The sequence below is a fragment of the Caulobacter sp. 10L414 genome, from assembly GCF_056395525.1.
The window spans coordinates 1-17,274 of record NZ_JBFTJR010000082.1 but is presented as its reverse complement, the minus strand read 5'-3'; the positions used below and the strand labels follow the sequence as shown (position 1 = coordinate 17,274).

At 69.8% G+C, this 17,274-nt stretch carries 17 protein-coding genes and 1 pseudogene; 4 read left to right on the top strand and 14 right to left on the bottom strand.

Annotation, left to right across the window (positions count from 1 at the left end):
• Window positions 1–32: 32 nt before the first annotated feature.
• Window positions 33–1,349 carry a bifunctional folylpolyglutamate synthase/dihydrofolate synthase gene (locus AC1DCG_RS22895; protein ID WP_477029296.1) on the top strand — a complete coding sequence of 439 codons (1,317 nt, stop codon included), beginning with the start codon at window positions 33–35 and terminating at the stop codon, window positions 1,347–1,349.
• Between the two features lie 155 nt (window positions 1,350–1,504).
• Here the strand turns inward: AC1DCG_RS22895 and AC1DCG_RS22890 are convergent.
• A pseudogene (locus tag AC1DCG_RS22890) lies at window positions 1,505–1,660 on the bottom strand (hypothetical protein); the annotation flags it as partial.
• Window positions 1,661–1,683: 23 nt separating this feature from the next.
• The gene (locus AC1DCG_RS22885; protein ID WP_477029295.1) at window positions 1,684–2,706 is read right to left on the bottom strand and encodes a WD40 repeat domain-containing protein; all 1,023 of its coding nucleotides are present in this window, start codon (window positions 2,704–2,706) and stop codon (window positions 1,684–1,686) included.
• 222 nt (window positions 2,707–2,928) lie between these two features.
• On the opposite strand from AC1DCG_RS22885, the gene AC1DCG_RS22880 reads away from it, so the two are divergent.
• From AC1DCG_RS22880 to AC1DCG_RS22870, 3 genes are all read left to right on the top strand, one after another.
• On the top strand, window positions 2,929–3,378 hold the full coding sequence (locus AC1DCG_RS22880; protein ID WP_477029294.1) for a biopolymer transporter ExbD: 450 nt from the start codon (window positions 2,929–2,931) through the stop codon (window positions 3,376–3,378).
• 91 nt (window positions 3,379–3,469) lie between these two features.
• On the top strand, window positions 3,470–4,102 hold the full coding sequence (locus AC1DCG_RS22875) for a LysE family translocator (protein WP_477029293.1): 633 nt from the start codon (window positions 3,470–3,472) through the stop codon (window positions 4,100–4,102).
• A 103-nt stretch (window positions 4,103–4,205) separates the two neighbouring features.
• Complete coding sequence (locus AC1DCG_RS22870) at window positions 4,206–5,033, top strand: SDR family oxidoreductase (protein WP_477029292.1); 828 nt, start codon at window positions 4,206–4,208, stop codon at window positions 5,031–5,033.
• A 4-nt stretch (window positions 5,034–5,037) separates the two neighbouring features.
• Here the strand turns inward: AC1DCG_RS22870 and AC1DCG_RS22865 are convergent, their stop codons facing one another.
• From AC1DCG_RS22865 to ctaD, 12 genes are all read right to left on the bottom strand, one after another.
• Window positions 5,038–6,150 carry a hypothetical protein gene (locus AC1DCG_RS22865; RefSeq protein WP_477029291.1) on the bottom strand — a complete coding sequence of 371 codons (1,113 nt, stop codon included), beginning with the start codon at window positions 6,148–6,150 and terminating at the stop codon, window positions 5,038–5,040.
• A 107-nt stretch (window positions 6,151–6,257) separates the two neighbouring features.
• The gene (locus tag AC1DCG_RS22860; RefSeq protein ID WP_165261173.1) at window positions 6,258–7,925 is read right to left on the bottom strand and encodes a putative bifunctional diguanylate cyclase/phosphodiesterase; all 1,668 of its coding nucleotides are present in this window, start codon (window positions 7,923–7,925) and stop codon (window positions 6,258–6,260) included.
• 46 nt (window positions 7,926–7,971) lie between these two features.
• Window positions 7,972–8,550: a GNAT family N-acetyltransferase gene (locus tag AC1DCG_RS22855; RefSeq protein ID WP_165261175.1), complete on the bottom strand. Its 579-nt coding sequence runs from the start codon at window positions 8,548–8,550 to the stop codon at window positions 7,972–7,974.
• A 37-nt stretch (window positions 8,551–8,587) separates the two neighbouring features.
• Window positions 8,588–9,862, bottom strand: coding sequence for a M16 family metallopeptidase (locus tag AC1DCG_RS22850; protein WP_477029290.1), 1,275 nt, complete (start codon window positions 9,860–9,862; stop codon window positions 8,588–8,590).
• 183 nt (window positions 9,863–10,045) lie between these two features.
• Entirely contained in the window at window positions 10,046–11,443 is a 1,398-nt protein-coding gene (gene thrC / locus AC1DCG_RS22845; protein ID WP_477029289.1) for a threonine synthase, read from the bottom strand.
• Complete coding sequence (locus AC1DCG_RS22840) at window positions 11,443–12,129, bottom strand: SURF1 family protein (RefSeq protein WP_477037259.1); 687 nt, start codon at window positions 12,127–12,129, stop codon at window positions 11,443–11,445. Before AC1DCG_RS22840 ends, thrC begins: the two co-directional genes overlap by 1 nt.
• On the bottom strand, window positions 12,122–12,484 hold the full coding sequence (locus AC1DCG_RS22835; protein ID WP_165261183.1) for a DUF983 domain-containing protein: 363 nt from the start codon (window positions 12,482–12,484) through the stop codon (window positions 12,122–12,124). Before AC1DCG_RS22835 ends, AC1DCG_RS22840 begins: the two co-directional genes overlap by 8 nt.
• 78 nt (window positions 12,485–12,562) lie before the next feature.
• Window positions 12,563–13,438, bottom strand: a complete 876-nt coding sequence (locus tag AC1DCG_RS22830) for a cytochrome c oxidase subunit 3 (protein ID WP_165261185.1) — start codon at window positions 13,436–13,438, stop codon at window positions 12,563–12,565.
• 76 nt (window positions 13,439–13,514) lie between these two features.
• Window positions 13,515–14,168 carry a cytochrome c oxidase assembly protein gene (locus AC1DCG_RS22825; RefSeq protein WP_477029287.1) on the bottom strand — a complete coding sequence of 218 codons (654 nt, stop codon included), beginning with the start codon at window positions 14,166–14,168 and terminating at the stop codon, window positions 13,515–13,517.
• Window positions 14,149–14,265, bottom strand: a complete 117-nt coding sequence (locus AC1DCG_RS22820; protein ID WP_233247687.1) for a hypothetical protein — start codon at window positions 14,263–14,265, stop codon at window positions 14,149–14,151. Before AC1DCG_RS22820 ends, AC1DCG_RS22825 begins: the two co-directional genes overlap by 20 nt.
• Before the next feature lie 47 nt (window positions 14,266–14,312).
• Complete coding sequence (gene cyoE, locus AC1DCG_RS22815) at window positions 14,313–15,359, bottom strand: heme o synthase (protein ID WP_477029286.1); 1,047 nt, start codon at window positions 15,357–15,359, stop codon at window positions 14,313–14,315.
• Window positions 15,360–15,460: 101 nt separating this feature from the next.
• Window positions 15,461–17,122: a cytochrome c oxidase subunit I gene (gene ctaD, locus AC1DCG_RS22810; RefSeq protein WP_477029285.1), complete on the bottom strand. Its 1,662-nt coding sequence runs from the start codon at window positions 17,120–17,122 to the stop codon at window positions 15,461–15,463.
• Between the last annotated feature and the right edge of the window lie 152 nt (window positions 17,123–17,274).

The window sequence follows — 17,274 nt, the reverse complement described above, 5'->3', positions numbered from 1 at the left end:
CTCCCCCAGAGGGGGAGGATCTTGGAATCCCCATGACCGACCACCTCCGCGCCCACGACGCCGCGCTGGAGCGCCTGCGGGCGCTGCATCCGCTGAAGATCGACCTGTCGCTGGGCCGCATGCGCCGGCTGTGCGCCGCGCTGGGCGACCCGCAGGACCGCCTGCCGCCGGTGATCCATGTGGCCGGCACCAACGGCAAGGGCTCGACGGTCGCCTATCTGCGCCACATGGCCGAGGCGGCCGGGCTGAAGGTCCACGTCTTCACCTCGCCGCACCTGGTGCGCTTCGTCGAGCGCATCCGGCTGGCCGGCGCGCTGATCACCGAAGAACACCTGGCCAGCGTGCTGGAGCGGGTCGAGGCGGCCAATGACGGTCAGGCCATCACCTTCTTCGAGATCACCACGGCCGCGGCCTTCGTGGCCTTCGCCGAGGTCCCGGCCGATCTGTGCATCGTCGAGGTGGGCTTAGGGGGCGTGCTCGACGCCACCAACGTCATCGCGGCGCCCGCCGTCAGCGTCATCGCCCCGATCGACCTGGATCACCGCGAGTTCCTGGGCGACACCATCGAGAAGATCGCCGTCGAGAAGGCCGGGATCATCAAGCCGGGCGCCCCGGCCGTCAGCGCCCGCCAGCAGGACGCCGTCGACGAGGTGCTCGACACCGCCGCGGCCATGGCCGGGGTGGAGCTCACGCTCATGGGCCGCGAGTTCGACGCCTGGGAGGAGCGCGGCCGCCTGCTGGTGCAGATGGAAGACCGCCTGCTCGACCTGCCCGCCCCCGCCCTGCCCGGCGAGCACCAGTTCGCCAATGCGGGCCTGGCCGTCGCCGCCCTGCTGGCGCTGGGCGATCCCAGGATCAACGAAGAGGCCATGGGCCGGGGGATCGCCGGCACGGTCTGGCCGGCCCGCTTCCAGCGCCTGACGGCTGGTCCCTACGCACAGACCGCGCAAGCCGCCGGCGCCGACCTGTGGCTGGACGGCGGCCACAACCCGCACGCCGGGCGCGCGGTGGCCCGGGCCGTGGCCGATCTGGCGGCCCGCGACGGCCGCCCCGTGGCGCTGATCTCGGGCCTTCTGGCCAACAAGGACGCCGCCGGCTTCTTCGAGGCCTTCCGGGGCGTGGCGACCAAGGTCTTCACCGTCACCTTCGAAGGCCACGCCGCCGCCAGCGCGGCCGAAACCGCCGCCGCCGCCGAACTGGCCGGCCTGCGCGCCGCCGCCTGCGACAGCCTCGACGACGCCCTGGCCCGCGCTCTGGCGTTGGACCCCGTCCCGCACGTGCTGATCTGCGGCTCGCTCTACCTGGCGGGCGAAGTGCTGGGGGCGGACGAGGCGACCTGGCCGGCCTGACCTGACCCTCTCTCTTTGAGAGAGGGAGGGGCCCGCGCCAAAGGCGTGGGAGGGTGAGAGGTGACAACCTCTCAGGATTGAGCACCTACCCATCGTCATCCCGGAAAGCCCGCAGGGCTTATCCGGGACCCAGAAGGACTGGGCTCTGCGGTTGGTTAAAGAACCTCAGCGGACGCCGGCGCACTGCGACGGCCCCTGGGCCCCGGGTCTTCGCTGCGCTCCGCCCGGGATGACGGCTTGGGGGCGGGGATTGGCCCGCTAACGGCGAAACCTCTCACCCTCCCACCGCTGCGCGGCGGGCCCCTCCCTCTCTCTCAGAGAGAGGGGTTTCGGATCAGAAATTCCGCACCGAGATGTCCGGCACGGCCAGCACGCCGGCCTCGCCGGTTTCGTCGCCCCAGGCCAGGCGCGTCCCGTCTGCGTTGACCGACAGGCTGCTGATCGGGGCCCCGCGTTCGGCCTTCAGGGTCTCGATGCGGCCCGAGCGCAGGTGGCAGGCCCAGATGCGGCCGTTGTCCTGGCCGGCGATCGCCACCGGCAGGGCGTCGACGCCGGCGACCTGCACCACCAGCGAGTCTCGCGAGAATCCGATCTCGGCGGCTTCCTTACCCATCGGGCCGCTGGCGCCGGCGAACGGCCAGACGACCGCGCCGTTGGCCCCGGCCGTGACCATCAGGTTGCCCTTGTCGAGGAAGGCCATGCTCTTGATCTTGGCCGGATAGCCGCCCATCCGCATGTCCTTGCCGTCGGAGAGGCGCCAGCCGTGCAGCTGGTTCTCCTGCATGGCCGAAACCAGGAACTTGCCGTCGGGGCTGTAGGCGAGGCCGACGTGGCTGCCGGCCCACTTCATCACCGTCGGCTTCTGGTCGGCGATGCGGCTCCACCACAGCGACACGCCGCCGTAGCCGGCCGCGGCCAGGCGCTTGCCCTTGGGATCGAAAGCCACCGCCGAGACGGTCTTCTCGTGCGCGTAGACGCGGCGGAAATCGGGGTCGGCCGAGTCCAGCACGTGCACTTCCTTGCCGGCCGTGAAGGCGATCAGGCCCGAGGCGGCGCTGGCGGCCACGTGCTCGATCCACTTGCCCTTCACCTCGGCCAGCAGGGTGGCCACGACCTCGTCGCCCTCCAGGCGGCTCCAGACGACGCGGCCGTCGTCGCCGCCGGTCACCAGGCCCCGGCCCGACGGGTGGACGCAGGCGGCCAGCGCCGCGCCGCCCAAGGCGCCGGCATGGGCCTCGACGGTGACGAAGCCGCCCTCGGCCTCGAATCGGACCGTGCCGTCGCCCAGGGCGAATCCGGCGCGTCCAGCGCGATCGAACAGGGCGGCGGTGACGTAGGCGTCGAAGGAGAAGATCATGCGCGGGGGCTTAGCGCGGCCAGTTTCACAGCGCTAGTCGCGTCTTGCGCGAAGGCTTGAGCGGGAATCCGCCTCCTGAACGCCGTTAGGCCAAAAAGACTCACAAAAGGGGTTGCCATTGCGCCGCGTCCTCGGGCTTTACTTCCGCGCCCGTCTGCGCCAGACGTGGCTTCTAACAATTTCTGGACCGCCTGGGGGCGGTCCCCGGGAGACAGTCAGGCTATGGCGGCTAAACTTGCTGGCGGCGGCGGCGGTCGCTACTCGCTGAACCAGAATTCCGAAATCAACGTCACGCCCTTCGTCGACATTCTGCTCGTTCTGCTGATCATCTTCATGGTCGCCGTGCCGATGGCCGTGACCTCGATCAAGATCGACCTTCCCCCGGCCGTTCCGCCGCCCCCCGGCGCGCCGAAGCCGAAGGAACCGGTCTTCATCTCGATCCAGAAGTCGGGCGCTCTGTTCATCGCGGACAAGCAAACCAGCCTCGACAACCTGCCGATCGACCTGGACGCCTCGTTCACCGCCAAGGGTCAAGCCGGTCCGAAGGACGATCAGCGCGTCATGATCCGCGCCGACGCCGACGTGCTGTACTCGGACTTCATGGGCGTCCTGAACCAGCTGCAGACCGCTGGCTGGTACAAGGTCGGCCTGATCAACGAAGACATCCACTAAGGATCTCTTCGGCGTTCGCCGAAAGTATCGAAAGGGGCCGGCGGCGAAAGCTTCCGGCCCCTTTTTCATGCCCGTTTGACCGGAGCTCCCGATGCCCGACGCCAAGACCTGGATCGCCTTCTGCCTGGTCTGCCTGGGGATGGCCCTGACGCCTGGCCCCAACATGCTCTACCTGGTCAGCCGATCGATCTGCCAGGGCAAGTGGGCGGGCATCGTCTCTCTGGCCGGCACGGCCGCGGGCTTCGTCGTCTATCTGGTCTGCGCGGCGCTGGGCATCACCGCCCTCTTGATGGCTGCCCCGATCGCCTACGACATCCTGCGCTTCGGCGGGGCGCTCTATCTGGGCTGGCTGGCCTGGCAGGCGATCAAGCCGGGCGGCCGCTCGCCCTTCCAGGTGCGCGAGCTGCCCAAGGACCCGCCGGCCAAGCTGATGGCCATGGGCTTCCTGACCAACCTGCTCAATCCGAAGGCGGCGATGCTCTATCTGTCGCTGCTGCCGCAGTTCATCGATCCCAAGCATGGGAACGTGCTGTCCCAATCGCTGCTGCTGGGCGGCTCCCAGATCGCCATCAGCCTGTCGGTCAACGCCGCGATCTGCTTTGCCGCCGGGACCATCGCCGGCTTCCTGGCTACGCGCCCCAGCTTCGCGCTCATCCAGCGCTGGCTGATGGCCAGCGTCCTGGGCGGTCTCGCCGTCCGCATGGCCACCGAGGCCCGCCGCTAGGCCTCCAGGACTGCTGAGGATCGCTCAGCAGGCCATGGACGAGGCTGCGGCTAATCCCGGCCGCCCGACGGCGCTATGACGCCCTCCTGAGCAAGGAGAGGCCATGAGCCAGGTCATCGTCGTCATCGGGGCCAGCCAGATCGGCCAGGCCATCGCCCGCCGCGTGGGCGTGGGCAAGCGCGTGCTGCTGGCCGACATGAAGCCGCAGAACGCGAAGGCCGCCGCCGAGGTGCTGGCCGACGCCGGCTACGAGACCCACGTCGCTGCCGTCGACGTCGCCTCGCGAGCGTCCGTCGAGGCGCTGGTCGCCACGGCCACGGACCTGGGCGAGGTCAGCGGCCTGATCCACGCCGCCGGCGTCTCGCCCAGCCAGGCCCCGCCCGAGGTGATCCTGAAGGTCGATCTCTACGGGACCGCGCTGGTGCTCGACCTGTTCGGCGCGGTGATCGCGCCCGGCGGCTCGGGCGTCGTCATCGCCTCGCAGTCGGGCCACCGCTTGGCGCCGCTGTCCGTCGAGCAGAACCACGCCCTGGCCACGACCCCGACCGAAGAGCTGCTGGCCCTGCCCTTCTTGGCGCCGGACGAGGTCAGCGATCCGCTGAAGGCCTACCAGCTGTCCAAGCGCGGCAATTCCCTGCGGGTGGCGGCCCAGGCCGTGCGCTGGGGCCAGCGCGGCGCCCGCATCAACGCCATCAGCCCCGGCATCGTCATGACGCCCCTGGCGCGCGACGAGCTGACCGGCCCGCGCGGCGCGGGCTATCGCAGGATGATCGAGGGCTCTTCGGCCAAACGGGCCGGCACGCCCGACGAAGTCGGGGCGGTCGGCGCCCTGCTGATGGGCCCCGACGGCGGCTTCATCACCGGCAGCGACGTCCTGATGGACGGCGGGGTCACCGCCGCCTGGTGGTACGGCGACCTGGCGAAGGGCTGAGACCTCAGAAGCGGCTCGGATAGGCCCGGGTGGTCGGGCTGTTGTTGTAGCTGGCGGCCGGGCAATCGACGGCATAGGCGTCGGCCGTCTCGACCATGTGCGCGCCGCGATAGCCGTACGGGTTCAGCGCGCGGCACGACACCGCCCGCTTGTAGACCACCGAGCCGTCGCGGCTGAGCTCGCGCATGAACTGGTCGAACGCCAGGTCGATCAGGCCGCGGGTGGCGGCAAAGCGCCGCGCGGTGCCGTTGAACTCGCCGGAGATGACGTCGCCGGCCGCCACGGCCCGCGTGGCCGGCGCGGGGCCCGCCGCGCCGCTGACGCCCAGGATCGCGCCGCCGGCCAGGATCGCCTCGAGGTCGGTGAACCGGCCGCTGGCCGTGCCGACGGCGACGGCCGTGGTGAAGGCCGAGGCCATGCCCGGATCAAACCGGCCCGGACCGTCGATCGCGGCCGCCTGCACGCCGCCGATCACGCCGGCGACGGGCGCCGCCGCGATCGACACCGCCAGTTCCTCGTTGACGTAGTAGCCCAGCAGCATGCCGCCCAGCACGCCGCCGACCGGCGCGATGGCCGAGTCCCGGGCGACGCCGATCGGGCCGGCGATCCCCGCCCGCACCATATCGGGCGTGATCCCCACCCACTGAGTGCGATAGCTGGTCTCGACGGTCTTCTCGACCACCAGCTGGTTGGTGCGCCAGCGGACGAGGCGGAAGGTGATGTGGGCCGAGGCCAGCTTGTCCGTGCCCAGCCACACGTTGGGCCCGCGCAGTTCGTCGAACTGGACGTAGAGCATGTATTCGGCGTCCAGGCGCGGCGCCAGCATGTCGGCGCGCTCCAGGTGGCCCGACAGCTGGTCGAACACCTGCTTGCGGGTCGGACGGGTGGTCATCACCGCGCCGCCGTCGAACCAGCGGAACTCCGGCGCGCCCTGGATCTCCTGGACGGCGATGTTGCGATAGAACGGCCGGGCGGGCGAGGCCTTGGCCACCGCGACCGGCGGCATGGCCGGCTGCCGCAGCGCGCGCATGTCCTCGGAACTGGCGCAGCCGGCCAGCACCAGCGCGGCGCCGCAAAGAGCCAGCGCCGACTTCATGAGCTTGGACGACGTCGCCATGAGAGGTTCCCCGATAAGTCGAGAGACCATCGCGGAACAGTCTTAATGGTTGATTTCCGCTGTGGGGGAACAGCGCCAGGTCGAGCGAAAAACGCTCGGCCGTGGCCTCAGCCCCGCGCCTTCACCGGGGCCGCGCCGTCGACATAGGCCTCGTTCAGATAGACCTCGGCCTCCTGCGGCGAGAGGGCCGGCGCATAGCCGAAGCCCTGGCCGTAGTCGCAGCCGAGCTTCTGCAGCGCATGGGCCATCTCGGCGTTCTCGACGCCTTCGGCCACCACTTCCAGGTCGAGATCCTGGCCCAGCTTGACGACCGAGCGCACGATCTTGGCCGAACCGGCGTTGCCGCCCATGGTGCGCACGAAGTAGCGGTCGATCTTCAGCGTGTCGAACGGCAGGCGCGTCAGGTACGACAGCGACGAGAAGCCGGTGCCGAAGTCGTCGAGCGCAAGACCCGCCCCCGCCTCGCGCAGGGCCTTCAGGATCACGGCGGCCCGCTCGGGGTCGCGCATGATGTCGCTTTCGGTGACTTCCAGCTTCAGCGCGCCGCGCGGCAGGCCGTTCTCGGCCAGCACCTGGGCCACGTCGTGCACCAGGCCCGGACGGTCGATCTCGCCGGTCGACAGGTTGACGCTGACAGTCAGGGCGCCGACGGCCGGGTGGCTGCGGCGCCAGGCGGCCAGCTGCTTGCCGGCGCTGCGCATCATGTGCTCGCCAAGCTCGGCCATCAGGCCCATCTCTTCGATCAGCGGCAGGAACTCGTCGGGCGGCAGCAGGCCGCGGCGCGGATGGATCCAGCGCGCCAGGGCCTCGAAGCCCGACAGGGCGCCGGTCGACAGCCGTACGACCGGCTGGAAATAGGGGATGATCTCGCCGCGGCCGATGGCGCCGCGCAGGTCGGCTTCCAGCGCCAGGCGCGACAGGCCGTCGGTCTCCATCGAGCGGCCGTAGGCGGCGGCCGAGCCGCGCCCGTTGGCGGCGGCGGCCTCGACGGCCAGCTCGGCCCGGCGGACCAGCTCGGCGGCCTCCGGCGCGTCCTCGCCGCCCTCGGCCGAGACGGCGCCGATGGTCAGGGTGGGGTGGATGTCGAAGCCGGCGATGCGCAGCGGCTGCTCCAGCGCGGTGCGCAGCAGTTCGGCCGGCTCGTAGCCCTTCGGCTCGCACAGCACGGCGAACTCGTCCTCGCCGACGCGGCCCAGGATCGAGCCTTCGGGGAAGGCGGCGGCCAGGCGCGAGCCCAGGGCGGCCAACACCAGATCGGCGCGCTCGTGGCCCAGGGCCTCGTTCAGGCGGCGCAGGCGGTCGAGGTCGGCCACGACCAGCTCGTGCACGCCGTCATGGGTCAGGCGCTCGCGGGCGCGGGCGATGAAGCTGCGACGGTCCAGGAGGCCGGTGAGCTCGTCCTTGCCGGAGGCGGCGAATTTCACTTCGGGGGCGATGACGCCGGCGGCGCGCACGCCCTCCTCCAGCCACACGCCCCGCCAGATGCAGACGCCGCCGCTGCGCATGCGCAGGCGTACGACGATCTCGGCCCCGGCTTCACGCACCCGCAGCAGTTCTTCGGCCTGGGCGCGGTCCTGCGGCAGGGCCAGCGCCCGGAAGGCGGCCGACGAGCATTCGGGGGCGAGGGGCGAGAGGCCCAAGGCCCGCGCCGCGCCGTTGATGCGCAGCCGATCGGCCTCGGGCTCCCAGTGCCACAGCGCGACCTCGGCGGCGCCCAGCGCTTCCAGCGTGGTCGTCGCGTCCCAGATGCGTCGCTCGGCAACCTTGAATGACATACCCGTTCCCACGCCGAGAAAGCCGGCGTCACAGCCCGGGCGGTCGCTATGAGGGCGCGATCAACCCGAACAGACGATGATCTCGCCACTCGCCGTTAATTTTGAGATAAGCGCGGGCGTATCCCTCCTCGGAAAACCCGCACCGCGACAACAGGCCCGCCGAGCGCGCGTTGTGCGGCATGCAGGCCGCCTCCAGCCGATGCAGGCCCAGCGGCCCGAAGGCGAAGTCGATCACCGCCTTCACCGCCTCGGTCGTATAGCCCTGCCCCGCATGGGCCTGGCCGCTCCAATAGCCCAGCACGCCGGTCTGCGAGACGCCCCGGCGGATGTTGAACAGGCGCACGCCGCCGACGATGGCGTCGTCCTCGCGGCGGAACACGAAGAACGGAAACGCCTCACCCAGCTCCAATTCGCGGGCGTAGGCGGCCAGGCGCTGGCGAAAGGCGGTGCGGGTCAGGTCGTCGGCCGGCCAGCTGGGCTCCCAGGGCGTCAGGTAGCCGCGCGAGTCGGCCCGCAGCTGCGCCCACGGCTTGTGATCGGCCAGGCGCGGCAGGCGCAGATAGACCCGCTCGGCGTCGATGCGCGGACCATGGTCGATGCGAAACAGGCGGAGGATGGCGGACAAGAAACGGCTCTTAGCGATATCCCGACACCATCGCGGCTTATCTTCCGGCGAACAACGTCCGCCGGAAGATTTCCCCGGCCGAAAGCGCGGTCTTGGCGCCCAGCACGGCGGTGGCCGCCCGCGCCGGGTCCAACATGCGCGCGCCCAGGCGGGTGATGTCCTGGGCGGTGACCGCGTCGACCCCGGCCGCCAGTTCGGCGGGCGAGAACAGCTTGCCGAAGGTGAGGGCCTGGCCGGCGTTCTGTTCGGCGCGGGCCAGCGGCTGCTCGCGGGCCATGAACATGTGCGCCTTGAGCTGGGCCTTGCAGCGGGCCAGCTCGGCCGGCTCGATGTGCGCGGCCAGGGCCAGGATCTGCTCGGCGCAGACCTTGGCCGTCTCGGCCGCGTCCTTGGCCGCGCAGCCGGCATAGACGCCCAGGCCGCCGATGTCGGCATAGGTGTCGGCATAGGCGTCGATGTTGTAGGCTAGGCCACGCTTCTCGCGGGCTTCCTGGAACAGGCGCGACGACATGCCCCCGCCCAGGGCCTCGGCGAAGACGCGCAGGGCGAAATAGTCGTCGTCGCGCGCGCCGGCGGCCGGCAGCATCAGCACGATGTGGGCCTGCTCCAGCTTGCGGATCTCGGCGAAGCTCTCGCCGACGAACGGCGCGGGATCGGGCATGGCGACGCCGGGCGTCGCCGGCAGGTCGCCGAAAGCCTGCTCGGCCAGCGCCAGGATCTCGGCCTCGTCGACCGCGCCCGTGGCGCTGATCACCAGCCGGTCGGCGGCGTAGAGCGCCGCGCGCCATTCGGAGAGCGCCTGCGGCGTGGCGGCCTCGACGCTGTCGACCGTGCCCAGGATCGGCCGGCCGACCGGATGGTCGCCCCAGGCGCCCTTCTGCAGCAGGTCGAAGACGTAGTCGTCGGGCGCGTCGGCGGCCTCGGCGATCTCCTGGGCGACCACCTGCTTCTCGCGGGCCAGGTCGCCGGCGTCCAGCGTGGGCCGGCGCACCAGGTCGGCGATCACGGCCATGGCCAGACCCGCCCCGCCCTTCAGCGCCCGCACCTGGAAGCTGGTGCGCTCATAGCCGGTGGCGGCGTTGATCGAGCCGCCCTCGGTCTCGATCACCTCGACGATGTCGCGCGCGCTGCGCCCGCCCGCGCCCTTGAACACCATGTGTTCGAGCAGGTGCGACCAGCCCGAGCGCGCCGGATCCTCATAGCCGGCGCCGCGTCCGGCGACGACGGTGAGGGCCAGGGTCTCGAGGCCGGGCATCGGGTCGCAGACGACACGGACGCCATTGGGGAGGGTATGCAGGGTCGGAAGGCTCATTTCCCTCCGTGTAGCCGCCTAAGCGCGCGAAAGCCACAGATCGAGGAACCTCCCCCTGTGGGGGAGGTGGCCAAAGGCCGGAGGGGGCCGGTTTCAGCTTCCGGCGCGGTGGCCGATTTCACGGCCGCTCCCCCCACCGATCGCTCGCGCGATCGCCTCCCCCACAGGGGGAGGTTCTCTATCTCACTTCCCCGCGAACGCCCGCACGTGGGCCTTCACGGCGGCGGCGTCGGCCGGCAGGCGGTCGAAGCGTTCGGGCTTGGCCGACAGGTCGGGCGCGCCGCGCGGCACGCCCTGGACGAGGCCGGTGGCGGCCAGCACGGCCTCGGGGAACTTGGCCGGGTGGGCGGTCGACAGCACCACGACCGGGGTCGTGGGATCTTCGAGGCGCAGACGGGCGGCGGCGGCCAGGCCAACGGCGGTGTGCGGGTCGACCACTTCGCCGGTCTCGTTGAGGGTCGAGAGCATCGTCTTGGCCGTGTCGGCCTCGCTGACCGAGGCGCCGGCGAACAGCTCGCGCATCATCGCATGGGCGCTGGGCGGGATGTCGAGCGAGCCGGTGGTGGCAAAGCCGCGGAAGGCCCGGCCGGTCTCGACGCCGTCGCGGCGCACGGCCTCGAAATAGAGGCGCTCGAAGTTGGAGGCGACCTGGATGTCCATGGCCGGGCTCTGGGTGGCGGCCACCGCGCCGCGCGCATAGCGGCCGTCCTCGAAGGCCCGGGCCAGGATGTCGTTGCTGTTGGTGGCGGCCACCACCTTGGCGATCGGCAGGCCCAGCTGCTTGGCGACGAAGGCGGCGTAGGCGTCGCCGAAGTTGCCCGTCGGCACGACGAAGGCCACTTCGCGAACCGGCGCGCCCAAGCTGACGGCGGCGGTGAAGTAATAGACGCTCTGGGCCGCGATCCGCGCCCAGTTGATCGAGTTGACGCCGGACAGGTCGACCGCGTGGCGGAACTGGTCGTCCTGGAAGGCCTGCTTGACGATGGCCTGGCAGTCGTCGAACGAGCCCTGCACCGAAACGCACGACACGTTGGCGTCTTCCGCCGTCGTCATGAACCGGCGCTGGACCTCGCTGATCCGGCCTTCGGGGAAGAGCGCGACGATGCGGGCGTTGCTGCGGCCGCGGAAAGCCTCGACAGCCGCGCCGCCGGTGTCGCCCGAGGTGGCGCAGATGATGGTCATGGTCCGCGACTGGCGCGACAGCACGTAGTCGTAGAGGCGGCCCAGGAGCTGCATCGCAACGTCCTTGAAGGCCAGGGTCGGGCCGTGGAACAGCTCCAGCAGGTAGCGGTTGGCGGCCAGCTGCTTGATCGGCGTCACGGCCGCGTGGGTGAAGCTGGCATAGGCCTCGTCGCACATCTGGGCCAGATCGTCGGCCGGGATGTCGTCGCCGACGAACTTGCCGAGCACGGCGGCGGCGACCTGGGCGTAGGTCTTGCCGGCGAAGGCGGCGATCTCGTCGGCCGTGAAGGCCGGCCACGCCTCGGGCACGTAGAGGCCGCCGTCCGGCGCGAGGCCCGCGAGCACCGCGTCCAGGAAACCGATCGAAGGGGACTCGCCCCGGGTCGAGACGTAGCGCATCAGGATCTCATCTTCCGCCAGAGCATGGCGGCATAGATAAACAGCAGGGTTACGGCAAGACCAAACCACGTAAGCGCGTATTCAAGGTGTCGATTGGAAATTTCTGCCGGCAGCGGCGCGGGGGTCACGCCGGCGACGGCGGGGGTGGCGGTCTCGACCATCAGGATGTGCGAGGCGGGCCTGTCGGCGGCGAAGCCGGCCAGGGCCTTGTCGCGATCGCCGCCCAGCGCCTTGGGGGCCATCAGCACGCCGACCACATGGGCCGGCGCGGCGAAGGTCTGGGCCTTGGGCTGGACCTGCCCGCTCAGGGCGTCGACCAGGCCAAGGTCGAGCAGAATGACGCCATGGGGGCCGGCCAGGCGGCACGCGGCCATGGCCCGCCAGACCATGTCGCCGTCACGCACGCCGTAGACCAGCGGCAGCGGCGCGGTCGCGCCGGGCGCGCAGTCGGCGGCCACGCGCACGAAGTCGACGTCCTCGCCCCTGTCGGCGCGGGCCAGGGCTTGGGCCAGCGGGACGGCCGGCGCGGTCTTCAGCGTCTCGATCCGCGCCAGCAGGTCCTGCTTCCAGGCCAGGCGCTTCACCTGCCAGGCTCCCAGGGCGCAGAGGATGGAGAAGGCGATCAGGGTCGCGATCGTCAGAACGATCGGGAAGCGGGCCGTCTTGGCGGCGGAGGCCTCAGACATCGTCGCGCCCCGCTTGCGAAGCCTTGTTGGCGATCTGGGCGGCGACCATCAGGCCCTTGGCCGGCCGCATCAAAACCAGGCAGGCCAGAAGGGTCAGCGGCAGCCAGACGACCAGCAGCAGCCACACCGGCCAGTTCCAGGCGAACATCGAAAACAGCGCCCCGAACGCGCACAGCGCGCCGGCGATCAGGATGACGAAGGTCGCCGCGCCGTCGCCGCTTTCGAGCTTGGACAGATCATAGCCGCAGGCCTCGCAGCGCTGGGCCACCTTCAGGAAGCCCTCGAACAGGAAGCCCTCGCCGCAGACGGGACAGCGCCCGGCGGCGCCGGCGGCGTAGGGATTGGTCTTGGGCATGGCGGTCCCCGCAGACGCTGGAAACGAAAAAGGCCCGGAGCGCTATCGGCGCTCCGGGCCCTTCGATAGTCGGTGACCCTAGTGCGCCGAGGCGCCGAAGATCACGTAGATGAAGGCGAACAGGAACAGCCAGACCACGTCGACGAAGTGCCAGTACCAGGCGGCCGCTTCGAAGCCGAAGTGCTGCTTGGGCGTGAAGGCGCCGTTCATCAGGCGGATCAGGCAGACGATCAGGAACAGCGTGCCCACGAACACGTGGAAGCCGTGGAAGCCGGTGGCCAGGAAGAAGGTCGAGCCATAGAGGCCCGAATTGGCGGCCGCTTCGCTGTAGAACAGGTTCTCGTGGTTGATGTGGGCGTACTCGTAGACCTGGATGCAGGTGAACAGCGCGCCCAGCAGGATGGTCAGGATCAGGCCCCACTTGGCGCCCTTGCGGTCGCCTTGCTGCAGGGCGTGGTGCGACCAGGTGATGGTCGTGCCCGACAGCAGCAGGGTCAGCGTGTTGACCAGCGGCAGGTGCCAGGGCGAGACGGTCTCGACGCCGGCCGGCGGCCAGCTGGCCCAGGCCGTGCGCACTTCCTCGATGCCCGAGAGCGTGCGGTGGCCGTGGAACAGGGCCATCTCGAAGAAGATCCAGAACCACGCCACGAAGAACATCACTTCCGAGGCGATGAACAGCACCATGCCGTAGCGCAGGCCGATCGAGACGACGGGGGTGTGGTCGCCGGCGTTGGCTTCCTGGATGACGTCGCGCCACCAGCCGAACATCGTGTAGAGCACGCCCGCCAGGCCGGCGGCGAACAGCCACCACTGGCCCTTCTCGATGCCGAACACGCCGCCCTTGATCCAGGCGATCAGGCCGATGGCCATGACGGTGGCCGCCATCGAGCCGACGAACGGCCACGGACTGGGCGGCAGGATATGGTAGTCGTGTTTGACGGCGCCGTGGGCCATGTGTTGCGAACCCTCTGATTATTTGAAGTACGCGTCGCGTAGGTCCCCCAAGGCCCGCGCACTCCCTTGTGGATTGCTATAGTCCCTTGGACGGTGTTCCGCCAAGTGGTTGAACGATGCGCGGCGTCGCGTCGGCCTGCTTGCCGCCGTCGTCGCCCTCCACCGCCCGGAAGAAGGTGTAGGACAGGGTGATCTCGGACTTGCCCTTGGTCTCCGGATCCTCGGCGAAGCGGGGATCGACGAAGTAGACGACCGGGAACTCGATCGTCTGGCCCGGCTCGATCGTCTGGTTCGAGAAGCAGAAGCACTCGATCTTCTGGAAGTAGGCGCCGGCCTGCTCGGGCACGACGTTGTAGATCGCCCGGCCGGTCTGGGGCTTGTCGCTGTTGTTGGTGACCTTGAAGAAGGCCAGGCCCGACGCGCCCAGCTTGATGTCCTGGCTGACCTGCTCGGTGGTGAAGGTCCAGGGCAGGTCGCGGATGTTGGCGTCGAAGCGGACGACGACGCTCTTGTCCAGCACCTTGGTCGGTGCGGCCTGCGCGCGGCGCACCGTGCCGTCGAAGCCGGTGACCTGGCAGAACAGCTTGTAGAGCGGCACCGAGGCGTAGGCCGCGCCGATCATGCCCGCGAAGGCGGCGACGCAGATCAGCGCCACGCGCTTGTTGCGGCGGCCTTGCGCGCTGTCGCCGGCCTTCACCGCCGGCTTCCGATCAGAACCGGTTTCCGACATTGGCGCCGAGCCTCACCAGGGTGACCACGAAGACCAGGGCGACGAAGGCGACGAGACCCAGCGCCAGGGCGATGTTGCGGCCGTTGCGGGCCTTCAGCGCCTGGTCGGCGTCGGGCTTTGCGGAAACGGTCTTCTTCGGATCGGTCAAAGCGGAAGCTCCAGGGCCCGGACGCCGATCATGGCCTCGGCCAGCAGGGCGGCGAACAGGGCGAACAGATACAGGATCGAGAAGGCGAACAGGTTGCGGGCGTCCTTGGCCCCGCCCACCGGCGGCGGACGCTTGCCCGGCTCGGCCTCGGGGGCCGGGTCGGCCGCGGGCGCCTGCACCTCGTAGAGGGCGCGGTCGGCGGCGCGCGGGTCGGCCGCGTCGCCGGCGTCGCTGCGGAACACCCGCCAGGCCAGGATCAGGAACACCGCGCCGCCCAGGGCCGAGACGGCCAGGTACAGCGGGCCGCCCAGGCCCGTGGCCGCCGGCGCCAGGCACACGGGGATGAAGACCAGGCTGTAGAGCAGGATCTGCTTGCGGGTCTCCTTGGCCCCCTTGACCACCGGCAGCATCGGCACGCCGGCCTTGGCGTAGTCGGTGCTGATGTAGAGCGACAGCGCCCAGAAGTGCGGCGGGGTCCACAGGAAGATGATCAGCACCATCAGCCAGGCGTTCAGCGGCGCCGAGCCGCTGGCGGCCGCCCAGCCGATCGCCGGCGGCAGCGCGCCGGCCAGACCGCCGATGACGATGTTCTGGGCCGTCCAGCGCTTGAGCCACATGGTGTAGACCACCGCGTAGAACACGATGGTGAAGGCCAGCAGGCCCGCGGCCAGCCAGTTGATGGCCATGCCCATCAGCATGACCGACAGCAGGGAAAGCACCACGCCCAGGGTCGCGGCTTCGGAGCCCTCGACCAGGCCGGCCGGCACCGGACGACCGCGCGTGCGGCGCATCTTGGCGTCGATGTCGGCGTCGTACCACATGTTCAGGGCGCCCGAGGCCCCGGCCCCGACGGCGATGCACAGCACCGCCACCGCGCCCAGCAGCGGGTGGATGTGGGTGCGGGCGGCGACCAGGCCGGTCGCGGCCGTGAACACCACCAGCGACATCACGCGCGGTTTGAGGAGCTGGAAGTAGTCCTGCCAGCGCGCCGCGCGAACCGTGTCGGCGGGCATGTCGGGCGAAAGGACGGCGGGCTTGGCCATGGGAATCTTGAGTCTTCGAACAGTGTCTTGATGGGCGAAGGGCGCGGGCCGGACTGCCTGTCCGATCCGCGCCCCCCGCGCTTAAGCTATCTTACCAGAGTTCAGTGGTGATCGTCGGCCTTGATGACCGGCGGCTCGCTGAACTGGTGGAACGGCGGCGGCGAGGACAGGGTCCATTCCAGCGTGGTGGCGCCTTCGCCCCACGGGTTGGCCTCGGCCTTGCGGCGACGGATGGCCGCCTCGAGCAGCACCAGCATGAAGACGCCGACGCCGAGGACGGTGATCATGTAGCCCACCGACGAGACGTAGTTCCACTTCGCGAAGGCGTCCGGATAGTCGACATAGCGACGCGGCATGCCGTCCAGGCCCAGGAAGTGCTGCGGGAAGAACACCAGGTTCACGCCCACGAACATGATCCAGAAGTGGGTCGCGCCGAGGAACTCGTTGTACTTCACGCCCCACATCTTCTCGAACCAGTAGTAGAAGCCGGCGAAGATGGCGAACACGGCGCCCAGGCTGAGCACGTAGTGGAAGTGGGCCACCACGTAGTAGGTGTCGTGCAGGCTGTAGTCGATGCCGGCGTTCGACAGGACCACGCCGGTGACGCCGCCGACCGTGAACAGGAAGATGAAGCCGATCGCCCACAGCATGGGCGTCTTGAAGCTGATCGAACCGCCCCACATCGTGGCGATCCACGAGAAGATCTTCACGCCGGTCGGAACGGCGATGATCATCGTCGCGGCCACGAAGTAGGCGCGCAGGTTGATGCTCATGCCGACCGTGTACATGTGGTGGGCCCACACGATGAAGCCGACGAAGCCGATGGCGACCATGGCGTAGGCCATGGCGAGGTAGCCGAACACGGGCTTGCGGGAGAAGGTCGAGACGATGTGGCTGATGATGCCGAAGCCCGGCAGGATCAGGATGTACACTTCCGGGTGACCAAAGAACCAGAACAGGTGCTGGAACATCACCGGGTCGCCGCCGGCGGCGGGCTCGAAGAAGTGGGTGCCGAAGTTGCGGTCGGTCAGCAGCATGGTGATGGCGCCGGCCAGCACGGGCAGCGACAGCAGCAGCAGGAAGGCGGTGATCAGCACCGACCAGGCGAACAGCGGCATGCGGTGCAGGGTCATGCCCGGCGCGCGCATGTTGAAGATCGTGGTGATGAAGTTGATCGCGCCCAGGATCGACGAAGCACCGGCCAGGTGGAGCGACAGGATCGCCAGGTCCATGGCCGGGCCGGTGTGGCCCGAGGTCGACAGCGGCGGATAGATCGTCCAGCCGCCGCCGAAGCCGTGGCCCGGGCCGCCGTCGACGAACATCGAGGTGCACAGCAGGATCCAGGCGGCGACCAGCAGCCAGAACGAGATGTTGTTCATCCGCGGGAAGGCCATGTCCGGCGCGCCGATCATGATCGGAACGAACCAGTTGCCGAAGCCGCCGATCATGGCGGGCATGACCATGAAGAAGATCATGATCAGGGCGTGGGCGGTGACCACGGCGTTGTAGCCGTGCTTGCCCTTGAACACGCCCCATTCGGCCAGCAGGCCGGTCTCGGAGAAGATCTGGATGCCCGGGTGCATCAGCTCCCAGCGGATCAGGCCCGACAGGGCCCCGCCGACGATCCCGGCCATGATGGCGAACAGGATGTAGAGGGTGCCGATGTCCTTGTGGTTCGTCGAGAAGAACCAGCGCTGGAAGAAGGGCGGCTTGTCGTCGGCCCCGTGGCCGTCGTGGTGATCGATGTCAGCGGCGTGAGCCATCGGACTGATATCCTAAAGCGTTCTTAGGCCGCCGGCGCGGCGGCGGGGGCCGCGGCCGGAGCGGAAGCGGGTGCGGCCGGAGCAGCGGCGGGCGTGGCGGGGGCCGCGGCCGGAGCGGAAGCGGGTGCGGCCGGAGCAGCGGCGGGCGTGGC